Here is a 13,782-nt window from a genome sequence, read left to right on the forward strand (position 1 = left end):
ACTAAGCGTCCTTACCGCTTGACACGCTCATTGAGATTCCTTTCAGGAGCAACGTGGTGGTCCGATGGACCCAGGCGTCGTCGAGTTCGGCGCCGCGGGTAAGCAGGGCGATCAACGTGAGGCCGGCGATCGCCTCGGCCAGGTCGGTGGCGCGCACACCGGGACGGACCTCGCCCCGGGCCGCGGCGCCGTCGAGCCACTCGGCAAGGCCCCCGGCAAAAATGCCGCCGAAACGTTTCAGCAGGGCCGAATGCAAGGTTGGGTCCGCCGCCATCTCGCCGATCAACCCGGGCAGGGCCGCTCTGGCGGCGGGCGTCGTCAGAACCGCCAAGGTCCGGCGCACCATCTCGGCCAGATCTTCGTGCAGCGACCCCGTGCCGGGGATCTCGGTAGCGGTGCCGATCGGGAACACGGCCTCGTGCACCAGGTGGGCCTTGCTCGGCCAGCGCCGGTAAATGGCGGGCTTGCTGGTCCCGGCGCGTTTGGCGATCGCCGCGACCGAAAGCTTCGGATAGCCGGTTTCGGCCAGCAGCTCGACCGTGGCGGACAGTACGGCACCGTCGATACGCGGATCGCGCGGTCGGCCAAAGTCTACAACCATTACGTGACTCAGAGTAACATAAGTCGATGTGACCGACGCCGTTCGCTTGGAAGACCTCGACCAACCGCAATTCAGCCCCGAGGCCCAACAGATCCTCGACATGATGGCCACGATGGCCCCGCTCTGTCCGCTGTACGCCGACGCGCTGCATGAGCGGGCCAGTGCCGACACCGGACTGTCCGATTTCGGCCCCACGGATTACCGCGAGCGCCTCGACGTGTACCTCGAGGCGCTGCGCAACATCGACAACCTGCACGACGCGGGAATCGTCAACTTCTACAGCCAGCTGCTGCAGTTGCTCAAGAACCGACTGCTGCTGACCGACCTGTTGCGCCGGCATCCAGAGATCGGCGACATCGAACTGCGCGCCCCGCTGGTGATCGCCGGGCTGCCCCGCACCGGCACCACGCATCTGCACAATCTCCTGGCGGCGGCACCGACCTTCCGCACCATGCCGTACTGGGAGAGCGTCGAACCCTTCCCGTTGCCGTCGGAGGTCGGCGTCGAACCGGACCCGCGACGCGCCCGCATGGACGTGGCGGTGAGCGTGATCAACACCGTGATGCCGCATTTCGCGCTCATGCACGAGATGACGACCGATCACGTGCACGAAGAAATCCAGTTGCTGGCCAACGATTTCTCGACGATGTACTTCGAGACGCTCGCCGACGTGCCGCAGTGGCGCGATTACTACCAGGCCCACGACCAGACGCCCCATTACCGCCACCTGGCCACGCAACTCAAGGCGATGCAGTTCCTCCGTGGCGCGGATCGCTGGCTGTTGAAGTCACCCCAGCATCTTGAGCAGGTGCGGGTGCTGAACCGGGTCTTCCCCGACAGCATCGTGATTTTCACGCACCGGGACCCGGTCCCCGTCGCACTGTCCATGATCGCGATGATCACCTACTCCGCGCGCATGCACCGCTCACCGGTACCGGTGGCACAGATCGCGCAGTACTGGGTTGACAGGCTCGAGCGCATGCTCAACGCGCTAGTCCGCGATCGCGACATCATCGGCGACGACCGCTCGATCGATATCCGCTTCGACGACTTCATGGCCGACGAAGTCGGCATTGCCAAGCGCGTGTACGCCCTCGCCGATGAAAAGTACACCGACGCGGCACGTGCGGCGATCGCCGACTACCTGGCCGGCCACCGGCGCGGTCGATTGGGCAGCGTCGCAACGTCATACGAGATGTTCGGGCTGCAGGAAGACGACCTGCGGGCGCGCTTTTCCGGATACGTCGAGCGGTTCCTGGCCTAGCCGCTGCTCAAGGTTTGACGAGGATCCGAATCGGATTGCCGTCCTGGCGTTCCAGCTTCTCGATGCCCCGGTGGATGTCTTCGAGGGCGACGATCTCGCTGATTGAACGCGAAAGGTCAAGGCGCCCAGCTGAAACCAGCTTGGTCAGGGTTTCGATGTCGACGTTCTGATAGCCCAGGTGACCGAGTACCTGCTTGCGGGTCAGCCCGAACATGGCGGTGGGCCCGACGGTTGGGGATTCCGCGCTCATCCCGACACCCACCAACCGGCCGCCGACGGTCACACAGCTAAGCGCCTGCTCGAACGTCACTTTCAGGCCGACGGCGTCGAACGCCACGTCCAGCATGCGACCGCCGGTGATCTCGGCGACCCGTTCGTACAGTCGGTCGTCGCGGGTGTCGAACGCGTAGTCGGCGCCGAGTTCCAGCGCGCGCTCCAGCACGGCGGGGTTGATGTCGAACGCGATCACCGGAACCGCGCCCACCAAACGGGCCAACTGGACGATGTGGGTTCCTACGCCGCCGACGCCCCATACGCCGACGGATTCTCCGACCGCGACCTTGCCGGTGCGAACCACCGCGCCGAACGGTGTCGACACCGCATCGGCCAGAATCGCGGCCTGCTCCAACGGGACGTTGTCCGGTACTCGGGTCAGTCCCACCGCTTGCGCCACCGTGTATTCCGCCCACGCGCCGTCGTAGGCGAAGGCCATCAATTTGATCCGCTGGCAATTGCTCAGATCGCCTCGCCGGCAGTTCGGGCAGACCTGGCAGGGGCGACCTGCGGCGACGACCACCCGGTCGCCCTCTGCCCAGCCCGTCACATCGGGCCCCAGTTTCGCGATGGTGCCCGATGCCTCGTGGCCCTGAGTCACCACCGGCGCCTGCGGCGGGAACGTGCCGTTGATCAGGCTCAGGTCCGAATGGCAGATACCGCAGAAGGCGACCTTGACCAGAACCTCGCCCGGTCCCGGCTCTGGAATCGGAACATCTTCCAGCTCAACGCGTTTGGTGTCCGAGTAGAAGCGCTCGGCCCGCATGGTGGCGGTCATGGGGACTGTATCGGTCAGTCGACGCCGACCGTCACTTCGGTCGACTTGATGAACACCGTCGCGGGTTGGCCCACCGTGAGGCCCAGCTCGACGGCGGCATCCTTGGTGACCGACGCGGTGATGATCTGATCGCCGCCGTCGAGGCGCACCTTCACGATGGCCATGACGCTGCCGAGGTCAACCTGGGTGATGGTGCCCGTGAGCTGGTTCCGAGTGGAAAGTCGCATGACACCCGAGCCTAATCCCTTTGATGACGAGGCCCCAGCAATGCGATGGACGCATCCACCGTCGGTTCGACGACGTCGCGGACGGGTCGGCCGTCTTCGACGGCGATCGCGGTCAGCTCGCGCACCCCGCCCAGCAGGATCACCGCCAGCGGCACGCTCAACGGTGGCAGGTTTGCCCGCTTAAACCCTGGGCTGGCGCTGAGTTCGATCAGCAACCCGGTGAGCAACTGAGTGCCGTGTCGCTGCACAGGGCGGGCAATGTCGCCGAGCGACGGAAGCTCGCGTATCCAACTCAAAGTCAGGCTGGGCCGGGATTCGATATGGTCGACGAACGCCTCGACCACCTGGCGGATCTGCACGTGCCAGTCGGCTTCGGGATCGACGGCCGCTCGGAGGTTGCTGGCGAGCTTCTGGTTGTCGAACAGCAAGAGTTCCAAGAAGCACTGCTCTTTGCTGGAGAATTGGTCGTAGAACGTGCGTTTGGAGGTGCGCGCGTGCCGAACGATGTCGGCGACGGTGGTGGCGCGGTAGCCACGTTCATCGATCGAAGTGGCCAGGCCGCCGAGCAGGCGTTGCCGAAATGGATCAGCGTCCACGAGTTCCGCGCCAGCCGCGCCCGATGGCCCCGATGGCAGCGCCGTCGCTGAGGCCATGTGTCCGCCCCTCCTGTTGACAACAGATCTTGTCAGGCTTGGTACTAAAAGGTACCGTACCGGGAAAGGCCAACGGTACGCCGTAGTACCACCGCGATGCGGGACCAATCTCGGGAGCACAGCGCATGACCGAAGTCGTCCAAGCCGCACCGGCGCCGCCTGCGATCAAGTTGCCTCCGGCAACGCGGATGCCGGCGCTCATCCAGGGACTTGGCTTCGCCACGGCGCGCCGACGAATGATGCGCAACCTGGCCCGGCGGTACGGCAAGGTGTTCAGCGTCCACGTCCCCATCTACGGCGACATCGTGGTGGTCGGCGACGCGCAGTTGGCCAGGCAGATCTTCACCACCAGCCCCGATGAGCTGGGCAACATCAAGCCCAACTTGAGCCGGCTGTTCGGCTCGGGATCCGTGTTCGCCCTCGACCGGGAGGAGCACCGTCGCCGGCGCCGGCTCCTGGCGCCGCCGTTCCACGGCAAGAGCATCAAGAATTACGAGACCATCATCGAACGGGAAACGCTGTGCGAAACCGCGAAATGGCCTGAGGGCAAGCTGTTTCCGACGCTGGAGTCGATGAATCGCATTACGCTGAACGCCATCCTGCGCGCGGTGTTCGGCGCCGACGGCGCCGAGCTCGACGAGCTGCGCCGCATCATTCCGCCCTGGGTCACCCTGGGTTCGCGATTGGCGGCGCTACCGATGCCTAAACGCAACTACGGGCGGTTGAGCCCGTGGGGCTGGATGGCCGAGTGGCGGCAAAACTACGACGTCATCATCGACAAATTGATCGCCAACGAGCAGTCCGACCCGAACTTCCACGAGCGCACGGACGTGCTGGCGCTACTGCTGCGCAGCACCTACGAGGATGGTTCGGCCATGTCGCGCAAGGACATTGGTGACGAGCTGCTTACCCTGTTGGCCGCCGGCCACGAAACCACGGCGTCAACCCTGGGCTGGGCGTTCGAACGACTGTGTCGGCATCCCGAGGTGCTGGCCGACTTGGTGCAAGAGGTTGACGCCGGAGGCAGCGAACTGCGGCACGCGGTAATTCTCGAGGTCCAGCGAGTCAGGACCGTCATCGATTTCGCCCCGCGCCATGTCTTTTCCGACGTCTACCAACTCGGCGAATGGACGCTTCCCCGCGGGTCATCGCTGATTGTCAACATCGCACAGATTCACGAGGACCCCGACGTCTTCCCCAACCCGGAGCGCTTTGACCCGCAACGGTTCATGGGGTCGAAGCCGCCCGCTTTCGCCTGGATCCCGTTCGGCGGCGGGACTCGCCGCTGCGTGGGGGCGGCATTCGCCAACATGGAACTCGATGTCGTGCTGCGAACGGTGTTGCAGCACTTCACCATTGAGACCACCACGGCACGCGACGAGCGTTGGCACGGCCGCGGGGTTGCGTATACCCCGAAAAGCGGCGGCCGCATCGTCGTGCACCGCCGCTGACTCCACCGAGCCTGAATCCTGGCAGGAAAACTGCGAGTGGAGGCCTGCGGATTTTCAGGCTCGCTGCGGCGATGGCTGGGGGCTCACGACGTGACCGTCGCGAATCGCCGCTGAGGTCGCCAGCCTGAGTCCTGGCAGGAAAACTGCGGATGGAGCCCTGCGGATTTTCAGGCTCGCCGCGCCAGCGCGCTCAGCGCGGGGGCCGTCAGTTAGCGACCTGAGCCCGTCGCGGCAGCTTCCACCCAGGCCGCACGAAGTGGCAGGTGTAGCCGTTCGGGTAACGCTGCAGGTAGTCCTGGTGCTCGGGTTCGGCTTCCCAGAAGTCCCCGGCCGGGGTGACCTCGGTGACCACCTTTCCGGGCCACAGGCCGGACGCGTCGACATCGGCGATGGTGTCCAACGCAATGCGCTTCTGCTCTTCGTCGACATAGAAGATGGCCGACCGGTAGCTGGGACCCAGATCGTTGCCCTGCCGGTTCTTCGTCGTGGGGTCGTGGATCTGGAAGAAGAACTCCAGCAACGTGCGGTAGTCGGTGACCGTGGGGTCGTAGATGATCTCGACGGCTTCGGCGTGGCTGCCGTGATTGCGGTAGGTCGCGTTGGGGACGTCGCCGCCGGTGTAGCCGACCCTGGTCGTCACCACCCCCGGTTGCTTGCGGATCAGTTCCTGGACACCCCAGAAACAACCGCCGGCCAATATCGCCCTCTTGGTCTCGTTCTGAGCTGGTGCCATGTCGAGTCCTCCTAACCGGCCCCGGGGCCGAATCTGGCCCCAGGCTACACTCCGCGCGTGAGGTGTAACGGCGCGTGAGTGGCCCGGAATTCCCCCGTAGCGAACTGGTGGCGGCCTTCGAAAAGTTCGAGGAAACGGTCGCGCGAGCGGCCGAAACGCATGACTGGGACGCGTGGGTGCAGCACTACACACCCGACGTCCTGTACATCGAACACGCCGCCGGCACCATGCGTGGCCGCGATGAGGTGCGCACCTGGATCCAGCGGACGATGACGACGTTTCCGGGCAGCCACATGGTGGCGTTCCCGTCGCTGTGGTCGGTCATCGACGAACCCACCGGGCGGATCATCATGGAACTCGACAACCCCATGCGCGATCCCGGCGACGGCAGCGTGATCACCGCGACCAACATCTCGATCATCACCTATGCCGGCGACGGACTGTGGCGCCGGCAAGAAGACATCTACAACCCGCTGCGCTTCGTGCAGGCCGCGCTGAAGTGGTGCCGCATAGCGCAGGAGCACGGCAACCTCGACGACGACGCCGCGCGGTTTCTGAAGCAGTACGGCGGTACGCAGTGAACACCAAACCGAAACTGGTCATCGGCGCCAACGGCTTTCTCGGCTCGCACGTGACCCGGTTACTCGTGCAAGACGGCAACGAGGTGCGCGCGGTGGTGCGCCCGAACGCCAACACGCGCACTATCGACGATCTCGAGGTCACCCGATTCCACGGTGATGTCTTCGACACGGCCACTGTGCGGGAGGCGATGGCCGGTTGCGACGACGTGTACTACTGCGTCGTCGACACCCGCGCGTGGCTGCGCGACCCGTCGCCGCTGTTTCGCACCAACGTCGAAGGCCTCCGGAACGTTCTGGACGTGGCCAAAAATGCCGACCTGCGCAGGTTCGTCTTCACCAGTACCTACGCGACGGTGGATCGCCGGCATGGGCACGTTGCGACCGAATCCGACCGAATCGGTCCGGATCGAAAAGTCACTCCCTACGTCCAATCCCGGGTACAGGCAGAGGATTTGGTGATGCGGTACGTCGCGGAGCACGGCTTGCCGGCCGTCGCCATGTGCGTCTCCACGACCTACGGCAGTGGTGACTGGGGCGGCACCCCGCACGGTGCCTTCATCGCCGGCGCGGTCTTCGGCAAGTTGCCGTTCCTGATGAACGGCGTTGAGCTGGAAGTGGTCGGTGTCGACGATGCGGCCCGGGCCATGATCTTGGCGGCCGAACGCGGACGCAACGGTGAGAAATACCTGATCTCCGAACGCATGATGGCGCTGAACGACGTCGTGCGGATCGCGGCCGACGAGGCCGGGGTGCCACCGCCGCGGCGGTCGATTCCGGTGCCCGTGCTGTATGCCCTCGGCGCGTTCGGCAGCTTGCGCGCCCGGGTCACCGGCAAGGACGCCGAACTCAGCCTGCAGTCGGTGCGGATGATGCGCGCCGAGGCCCCGGTGGACCACAGCAAGGCCGTCCGCGAGCTGGGCTGGCAGCCCCGTCCGGTGGAGGAGTCGATCCGCGAAGCGGCCCGCTTCTGGGTCGCGATGCGAAACGGCAAGAAACGAGCGGCAGCACCGTCCGACTGAGCTCGTTAAGCTCGCGACAGTGGACCGCGTACATGTTGACCTGAACGGGCCGCCCGCGACCATGCTCGCGACGCTGTACGCAAAGGCGCTTGATGCCGACGCCGAGCACCCGATTCTGGGTGACCAGTATGCGAAGGCCGCCGTGGCGAAGATCGATTATGACTGGCGCGCAACGACTATCAGCCCCAGACGGGCGCCTTCGGTCGCGATCCGCACCGCCCACTTCGACCGCTGGACGCGTCAGTTCCTGGCGGTGCACGAGGAATCGGTGGTACTGCACGTGGGGTGCGGCCTGGACGCCCGCGTGTACCGACTGGACCCCGGGCCGGGGGTGCGGTGGTACGACATCGACTACCCCGAAGTGATCGAACTGCGCGAACGGGTCTACCCCGGCCGGGAGAACTATCGAGTGGTGGCGGCGTCGGTGGCGGATCCCGCGTGGCTGAGAGAAATCCCCGGCGACCGACCTGCGCTCTTTCTCGGCGAGGGCCTGACGATGTACCTGACCGAGCGTGACGGACTGGCGTTACTGCGCCGAGTCGTCGACCAATTCCCTTCCGGAGAACTGCAATTCGATGCGTTCAATACCTTCGGGATCCGGACTCAACTGATCAACAGCGTGGTCCGCCGCTCTGGTTCGAAGCTGCACTGGGGGATCGACGGGCCATCCGACATCCTCGACGCGGTACCGGGCGTGCGTTTGCTGGCCTGGGAATCGGTGTTCGACAGCGACACTTTCAGCCTGGTGTCACCGGCGATGCGTTGGCTGGGCCGGGCGATGGGTGCGGTACCGGTGCTGCGCACCATGGCGCAATACCATCGCTACGCGTTCGGGCGAGACCGATCTCAGGATGGGAATGTTGAGCGCGAGCGCGCGTTGCACAAATCATGAGCCACCCGGAAATAAAAGAGCCAAGCGCCGGACACCCGATCACCATCGAATCCACCAGAGGGCGGGTGCAGGTCCGCATCAACGGCGAGCTGGTCGCCGACACCACGTCGGCCCTCGAGCTACGGGAAGCCACTTTGCCCGCAGTGCAATACATTCCGCTCGGCGACGTGGTCCAAGAGGTATTGACTCGCACCGACACCAGCACCTACTGCCCGTTCAAGGGCGAGGCCAGCTACTACAGCGTCACCACCGCGGGGGGCGAGACCGTGGAAGACGCGATCTGGACCTATGAGGCGCCCTATCCCGCGGTCGCGGCGATCGCCGGCCACGTTGCGTTCTACCCGCACAAGGCCGAGATCGAGGTCGTTGCCTAGGCACCTTAAAGCGCTACGGGTACACCTCCGCCAACGACTGTGTGTCGCTGTACTCACGAATTTTGGTGATGAGCCCGTCGCGGGTCTCGAAGATGCACACGAACGGGCTGTTGTACTTGACGCCTTCGCCGGAGACGCCGTACACCTCCCCCTCGATGACGACGGTTTCGCCCTCGTTGACGCACCGCAACAGTTCGATGTTGACCTCGAAGACCTGTTTGCGCCGTTCGATGGCCTGGCGCAGGGCCGCCTTGTCTAACTCCTTGCGGGTGGTGATGCTCCAGTAGGTGAAGTCGTCGGCGAGCAGTTCGAAGCTTTCGTCGAGGTCGCCACCTTCGCACATACTCTGCATGAACATCCACGCCAGTTCGGCTTGCGGGTCGTCGAACGGCGTCGTCACATCGCCATCCTGTATCGGGAGATAGTTTGGGGTCAATCGACGGGCCCGCGAAAGGCCTAGCCGCGGTGGTCACGCTTCCCGGAGCGGCCAGCTTCGGGCATACCCTGGCGCCGCTGCGTCGGGGAAGCGGTGACCCGTGTTTCCGGGTTCCGGGGGACGGCACGATATGGCGGACCGCCCTGCTGCCCAGCGGGCCGGTCACTGCCCGGATCCGGCGCGCGGCTCCCGACGCCGCGGAGTGCCTGGCCTGGGGCGATGGTGCCGCGCAGTTCCTCGACATGCTGCCCGCGATGCTTGGTGCCGACGACGATGCCTCGGATTTCGCGCCGCAGGAGCCTACCGTCGCCGCCGCACATCGCCGGCTTCCGCATTTCCGCCTGGGCCGCACAGGTCAGGTGTTGGAGGCGCTCATCCCGGCGATCATCGAACAACGGGTGCCCGGTGCGGACGCCTTCCGGTCGTGGCGGGTGCTGGTGACCAAATTCGGCACGCCCGCTCCGGGACCGGCGCCGGCGGGAATGCGGGTCCCGCCTGCGGCGGACGTGTGGAGACGGATTCCGTCCTGGGAGTTCCATCTGGCAAATGTCGACCCGGGACGGGCTCGGACGGTCGTGGGATGCGCGCGGCGGGCGACGTCGCTGGAGCGGCTGGTGTCGATGCCGCCGGCCCAGGCGCGGGAGGCGCTGATGTCGCTGCCGGGGGTCGGCGTGTGGACTGCGGCCGAGACGGCGCAACGCGCGTTTGGTGACGCCGACGCCGTATCGGTTGGCGACTACCACATTCCGAAGATGATCGGCTGGACGTTGCTCGGTCGACCGGTCGACGACGCCGGCATGCTCGAGTTGCTGGAACCGATGCGACCGCATCGACACCGGGTGGTTCGGTTGCTCGAAGCCAGCGGTTTGGCCTACGAACCGCGTCGTGGCGCCCGGTTGCCGGTGCAGAACATTCGCTCGCTTTAGGTGGGGTTGCCGGTAGCGCCGGGTGCTCCGGGGGTGCCGTACCACTGCCCGGGGGCTCCACCGATTCCACCACCCCCAGGGATCCCTGCGTCTCCGCCGTCTCCGCCGTTGCCGCCATTGCCGATCAGCTGGGCGTTGCCGCCGTTGCCGCCATTGCCACCCACATCGTCGGGATTGCCAAAGACGGCGGCGCCACCACCGCCGCCCGCACCACCGTTGCCGAACAGCCTCCCGCCGGTCCCGCCATTGCCGCCGTCACCGCCGCGGAACAAGCTCAGACCACCGCTGCCTGCCGCGCCACCGCTGCCGACCAGCACGGCGCTTGCTCCGCCGTTCCCGCCGTTGCCGCCGCCGGGTTGCCCGCCGCCGCCATTGCCGCCGCTCCCACCGTCGCCGTAGAGAAAGCCGCCGGCACCGCCGGCGCCGCCAGCGCCGCCGGCACCGGTGCTGCCAAAGTTGCCGAAGCCGTTTCCGCCGTTGCCCCCTGCTCCGCCGGTGCCATACAACAACCCGCCGGTACCGCCGTTGCCGCCGGCGCCGCCGTCGGCGGCAAAGGAGCCGATGGCCAGGGCGTTCGCACCGAGACCCCCTCCTCCACCGTTACCGAACCATCCGGCGGCACCCCCGGCACCGCCGACGCCGCCGATACCGCCATCACCGCCCACCGCGCCGTTGCCGCCGGCTCCACCGGCTCCAAAGAAGAGCCCACCGGCCCCGCCCTCGCCACCGGCTCCACCGCCTTGAAAGATGGCCACACCGGCACCGCCAGTCCCGCCGGCTCCGCCGACACCGGACAACCATCCGCCGTTTCCACCGTTTCCGCCCATTGCGCCTGCGCCCCCGGTCCCGCCCGCACCGCCGTTACCGATCAACCCCGCCGATCCGCCATTGCCGCCGGCGACCCCGGGGGTGATGCTGTCCCCGCCTCGTCCGCCGTTGCCGTACAGCAATCCGCCGTCCCCGCCGTTCTGCCCCGGCCCGCCGTTGGCGCCGTCGCCGATCAGCGGGCGACCCAGCAGGGTCTGGGTGGGTGCGTTGATGATGGCGAGCAAGTTGTCCAGCGGCGCGGCCGCGGCCGTTTCGGCGGCCGCATAGGTGGCCCCGGCCGACCCCAGTGTCTGGACGAACTGTTGGTGAAACGCTGCCATCTGGCCGCTGAGCGCCTGATAGCTCTGTCCGTGCGCGGAGAACAGGGCCGCGACCGCGGCGGATATCTCGTCAGCCCCTGCGGCCAACACGCTGATGGTGGGGGCGGCTGCGGCATTACTGGCCTCGGCGAGCGCCGAACCGAAGTTCGCCAGCTCACCGGCGGCGCTCACCAGCGCCTCTGGCGCAGCGTAGAGATAGGACACGGCTTTACCCCCAAACCGATTTATTGCGAGTGCGGAAATTGGATGGATGTTAACGCCGCAATTGCGGCGCGTTCCGGTTTTGGTTTTGAAAGGACGCGCGGTGGGTTTGGGTGTTCGCCGACGCTCATGGTGCGCAGTACCGCGGCCCAGTGATTAGTGCACCGGGCATCGGGTACCCGTCCGGGCAGTGACTAGATGCCAATTTGAGAGGAAACCGATGTCGCAGTTCACCATTCCGGGTTTGACCGACAAGCAGGCGGCGCGCCTTGCCGAAATCTTGCAAAAGCAGCTGAGCACCTACAACGATCTTCACCTGACGCTCAAGCACATTCACTGGAATGTGTTGGGACCCAATTTCATCGGTGTGCACGAGATGATCGACCCGCAGGTCGAAGCGGTGCGGGCGTTCGCCGACGACGTCGCGGAACGGATCGCTGCGTTGGGCGCCTCGCCGCAGGGCACCCCCGGCGCCATCATCAGAGATCGCGATTGGGATGACTACTCGATCGGGCGCGACAACGTGCAAGCTCATCTGGCCGCCCTGGACCTCGTCTACACCGGAGTGATCGAAGACATTCGCAAGTCGATCGACGAAGCCGACGAGCTCGACCCGGTCACCCAAGATCTGTTGATCGGACAGGCCGGGAAGTTGGAGAAGTTCCAATGGTTCGTCCGTGCGCATTTGGAAAGCTCCGGCGGGCAGTTGGCCCACGAGGGAGCTAGCCATGAGAAGGACGCCGCGAGGGCCGCGCGCAGCTCGTAGTTGCGACGCGGCCGCCAGCCCGGGCTAAGAGTCTTCAATATCCGGCTCGGTCCGCTCGTGCGCGCGTTCCGCTGCCGCGGTTTCGCGGTTGAGCCGCTGCGCCTCGTAAATGGTGACGTTGGTGCGCGTGATCAACAATGACGCGATCCCGACGGCGAGGATGGCGCCTGGCACCACCGAAAACGAGCCCGTCATCTCCGCGACCATGATCATCACCGCCAGCGGAGCGCGAGCAACGCTGCCGAAACACGTCATCATCCCGACGACGACGAAGATTCCTGGTGCATCGGGCACACCGGGCAGCCCGGTCAGCTCGCCGAGCCGCCAGATCGCGGCGCCGACGAACGCGCCGATGACGATCCCGGGGCCGAACAATCCGCCGGAACCGCCGGTGCCGATCGACAGCGAGGTGGCGACGATTTTGGCGATTGGCAACACGAGGACGATCCACAACGGGATCCCCAGCAGGGCGCCGCGGTCGGCCGCCAGCTGCGCCCAGCCGTAGCCGCTGCTGAGGATCTGCGGCAACGGCAGCGCCAACAGGCCGACGAGCAGGCCGCCGGCGGCAGGCTTGAGCACCGGGCCGCCGGGAAGCCGGCGGGTCAAAGCCACCGACGCGTGGAAGATTCGGGCGTATAAGTACCCGACGCCCGCCGCGATGACGCCGATCACCACGAACCACAGCAGCGGCCAGGCGCGCTCGAAGCGGTACTCGGCATCGATGTAGCCGAACAGCGGGTCGAAACCCAGAAACGAGCCCAGCACTGCGTAAGCCGTACCAGAGGTGATGAACCCGGGCAGCAGGCTGCGGTAGTCGAAGTCGTCTCGGTAGGTGATCGAGGCGGCCAGCACAGCCCCGCCCAACGGCGCCGCGAAAATTGCGCCGATGCCGGCGCCGATGCCCAACGCCACCGCGGTCCGGCCGTCTTCGTCGGACAATCCCAGTCGGCGGGTCAGCAAGGAACTGAACCCCGCCGAGATTTGCGCCGTCGGACCTTCTCGTCCGCCGGAACCGCCCGAGCCGATGGTCAGCGCGCTGGCGACCATCTTCACCAGTACCGCCCGGATGCGGATCGTGCGGGGATCGGTGTGCACCGCTTCGATCGCCTCGTCGGTCCCGTGGCCGGTGGCCTCGGGGGCGAATTTGGCAACGATGAAAGCGGACAACAGCGCGCCCGCTGTGGTCACCAGCGGAATCGCCCACGCCCGCGCGAAGCCGTCGGATCCACGGCTGCCGCCTTCCCCGGCGGGTGTCGGGATGTGGTAGCCGCCGAGGTAGCCGAGCAGAAATTCGCCGGTGTACTTCAGTGCGAGGTAGAAGACGAGCGCTCCGAAACCGGCGAGGATGCCGATCGTGACACCCAATATCAGCCATTTGCGCAGGTAGCCGGCGTTCCTGAGGGACGCGCCGATCCGACCGCCGGCGGACTCCGGTTCAACCACGCAGTCATCGTATGAC

Annotated in this window: 16 protein-coding genes; 8 read left to right on the forward strand and 8 right to left on the reverse strand. The window is 66.1% G+C overall.

What is annotated here, in order from left to right; translation table 11 throughout:
* Position 1: 1 nt before the first annotated feature.
* Positions 2 to 601, reverse strand: a complete 600-nt coding sequence (locus tag G6N68_RS29420) for a TetR/AcrR family transcriptional regulator (protein ID WP_163719687.1) — start codon at positions 599 to 601, stop codon at positions 2 to 4.
* Positions 602 to 629: 28 nt separating this feature from the next.
* Between G6N68_RS29420 and G6N68_RS29425 the strand changes: the two genes are divergently transcribed.
* Positions 630 to 1,865: a sulfotransferase family protein gene (locus G6N68_RS29425; RefSeq protein ID WP_163719688.1), complete on the forward strand. Its 1,236-nt coding sequence runs from the start codon at positions 630 to 632 to the stop codon at positions 1,863 to 1,865.
* Between the two features lie 7 nt (positions 1,866 to 1,872).
* On the opposite strand, the gene G6N68_RS29430 is transcribed toward G6N68_RS29425, so the two are convergent.
* From G6N68_RS29430 to G6N68_RS29440, 3 genes are read right to left on the reverse strand one after another with little or no spacing between them, the layout of a single operon-like run.
* Positions 1,873 to 2,916 carry a zinc-binding dehydrogenase gene (locus tag G6N68_RS29430; protein WP_163719689.1) on the reverse strand — a complete coding sequence of 348 codons (1,044 nt, stop codon included), beginning with the start codon at positions 2,914 to 2,916 and terminating at the stop codon, positions 1,873 to 1,875.
* Between the two features lie 14 nt (positions 2,917 to 2,930).
* The gene (locus G6N68_RS29435; protein ID WP_163719690.1) at positions 2,931 to 3,143 is read right to left on the reverse strand and encodes a TOBE domain-containing protein; all 213 of its coding nucleotides are present in this window, start codon (positions 3,141 to 3,143) and stop codon (positions 2,931 to 2,933) included.
* Positions 3,144 to 3,154: 11 nt separating this feature from the next.
* A complete protein-coding gene (locus tag G6N68_RS29440) occupies positions 3,155 to 3,796 on the reverse strand; it encodes a TetR/AcrR family transcriptional regulator (RefSeq protein ID WP_163719692.1) in 642 nt (213 codons plus the stop codon).
* A gap of 125 nt (positions 3,797 to 3,921) precedes the next feature.
* Here G6N68_RS29440 and G6N68_RS29445 point away from each other — a divergent pair, with 125 nt between their 5' ends.
* Positions 3,922 to 5,247: a cytochrome P450 gene (locus G6N68_RS29445; RefSeq protein WP_163719694.1), complete on the forward strand. Its 1,326-nt coding sequence runs from the start codon at positions 3,922 to 3,924 to the stop codon at positions 5,245 to 5,247.
* Between the two features lie 205 nt (positions 5,248 to 5,452).
* On the opposite strand, the gene msrA is transcribed toward G6N68_RS29445, so the two are convergent.
* Positions 5,453 to 5,980, reverse strand: a complete 528-nt coding sequence (gene msrA, locus G6N68_RS29450) for a peptide-methionine (S)-S-oxide reductase MsrA (RefSeq protein ID WP_163719695.1) — start codon at positions 5,978 to 5,980, stop codon at positions 5,453 to 5,455.
* 74 nt (positions 5,981 to 6,054) lie between these two features.
* Between msrA and G6N68_RS29455 the strand changes: the two genes are divergently transcribed.
* The 4 genes from G6N68_RS29455 to G6N68_RS29470 all read left to right on the forward strand — a co-directional run bounded on the left by G6N68_RS29455 (position 6,055) and on the right by G6N68_RS29470 (position 8,846).
* Entirely contained in the window at positions 6,055 to 6,561 is a 507-nt protein-coding gene (locus G6N68_RS29455) for a nuclear transport factor 2 family protein (RefSeq protein ID WP_163719697.1), read from the forward strand.
* A complete protein-coding gene (locus G6N68_RS29460; protein WP_163719699.1) occupies positions 6,558 to 7,580 on the forward strand; it encodes an NAD-dependent epimerase/dehydratase family protein in 1,023 nt (340 codons plus the stop codon). Before G6N68_RS29455 ends, G6N68_RS29460 begins: the two co-directional genes overlap by 4 nt.
* 61 nt (positions 7,581 to 7,641) lie before the next feature.
* Complete coding sequence (locus tag G6N68_RS29465) at positions 7,642 to 8,472, forward strand: class I SAM-dependent methyltransferase (protein ID WP_163720068.1); 831 nt, start codon at positions 7,642 to 7,644, stop codon at positions 8,470 to 8,472.
* Positions 8,469 to 8,846, forward strand: a complete 378-nt coding sequence (locus G6N68_RS29470) for a DUF427 domain-containing protein (protein ID WP_163719702.1) — start codon at positions 8,469 to 8,471, stop codon at positions 8,844 to 8,846. Before G6N68_RS29465 ends, G6N68_RS29470 begins: the two co-directional genes overlap by 4 nt.
* 13 nt (positions 8,847 to 8,859) lie before the next feature.
* On the opposite strand, the gene G6N68_RS29475 is transcribed toward G6N68_RS29470, so the two are convergent.
* Positions 8,860 to 9,204, reverse strand: coding sequence for a nuclear transport factor 2 family protein (locus G6N68_RS29475; RefSeq protein ID WP_163720070.1), 345 nt, complete (start codon positions 9,202 to 9,204; stop codon positions 8,860 to 8,862).
* 77 nt (positions 9,205 to 9,281) lie between these two features.
* On the opposite strand from G6N68_RS29475, the gene G6N68_RS29480 reads away from it, so the two are divergent.
* Positions 9,282 to 10,208, forward strand: a complete 927-nt coding sequence (locus G6N68_RS29480) for a DNA-3-methyladenine glycosylase family protein (protein ID WP_163720071.1) — start codon at positions 9,282 to 9,284, stop codon at positions 10,206 to 10,208.
* Here the strand turns inward: G6N68_RS29480 and G6N68_RS31740 are convergent.
* Positions 10,205 to 11,560 carry a PE family protein gene (locus tag G6N68_RS31740; protein WP_163719704.1) on the reverse strand — a complete coding sequence of 452 codons (1,356 nt, stop codon included), beginning with the start codon at positions 11,558 to 11,560 and terminating at the stop codon, positions 10,205 to 10,207. The genes G6N68_RS29480 and G6N68_RS31740 overlap by 4 nt on opposite strands.
* Before the next feature lie 217 nt (positions 11,561 to 11,777).
* Here G6N68_RS31740 and G6N68_RS29490 point away from each other — a divergent pair, with 217 nt between their 5' ends.
* Positions 11,778 to 12,323, forward strand: a complete 546-nt coding sequence (locus G6N68_RS29490) for a Dps family protein (RefSeq protein WP_163719705.1) — start codon at positions 11,778 to 11,780, stop codon at positions 12,321 to 12,323.
* Positions 12,324 to 12,347: 24 nt separating this feature from the next.
* On the opposite strand, the gene G6N68_RS29495 is transcribed toward G6N68_RS29490, so the two are convergent.
* On the reverse strand, positions 12,348 to 13,766 hold the full coding sequence (locus G6N68_RS29495) for a chloride channel protein (protein ID WP_240355994.1): 1,419 nt from the start codon (positions 13,764 to 13,766) through the stop codon (positions 12,348 to 12,350).
* Positions 13,767 to 13,782: the final 16 nt, after the last annotated feature.

Source organism: Mycobacterium bourgelatii (assembly GCF_010723575.1).
Classification (GTDB): Bacteria; Actinomycetota; Actinomycetes; order Mycobacteriales; family Mycobacteriaceae; genus Mycobacterium; species Mycobacterium bourgelatii.

Coding starts and splice junctions, on each gene's coding strand:
- G6N68_RS29420 (WP_163719687.1), bottom strand. CDS start 601: ATGGTTGTAGACTTTGGCCGACCGCGCGATCCGCGTATCGACGGTGCC.
- G6N68_RS29430 (WP_163719689.1), bottom strand. CDS start 2,916: ATGACCGCCACCATGCGGGCCGAGCGCTTCTACTCGGACACCAAACGC.
- G6N68_RS29435 (WP_163719690.1), bottom strand. CDS start 3,143: ATGCGACTTTCCACTCGGAACCAGCTCACGGGCACCATCACCCAGGTT.
- G6N68_RS29440 (WP_163719692.1), bottom strand. CDS start 3,796: ATGGCCTCAGCGACGGCGCTGCCATCGGGGCCATCGGGCGCGGCTGGC.
- G6N68_RS29445 (WP_163719694.1), top strand. CDS start 3,922: ATGACCGAAGTCGTCCAAGCCGCACCGGCGCCGCCTGCGATCAAGTTG.
- msrA (WP_163719695.1), bottom strand. CDS start 5,980: ATGGCACCAGCTCAGAACGAGACCAAGAGGGCGATATTGGCCGGCGGT.
- G6N68_RS29465 (WP_163720068.1), top strand. CDS start 7,642: ATGCTCGCGACGCTGTACGCAAAGGCGCTTGATGCCGACGCCGAGCAC.
- G6N68_RS29470 (WP_163719702.1), top strand. CDS start 8,469: ATGAGCCACCCGGAAATAAAAGAGCCAAGCGCCGGACACCCGATCACC.
- G6N68_RS29475 (WP_163720070.1), bottom strand. CDS start 9,204: ATGTTCATGCAGAGTATGTGCGAAGGTGGCGACCTCGACGAAAGCTTC.
- G6N68_RS29490 (WP_163719705.1), top strand. CDS start 11,778: ATGTCGCAGTTCACCATTCCGGGTTTGACCGACAAGCAGGCGGCGCGC.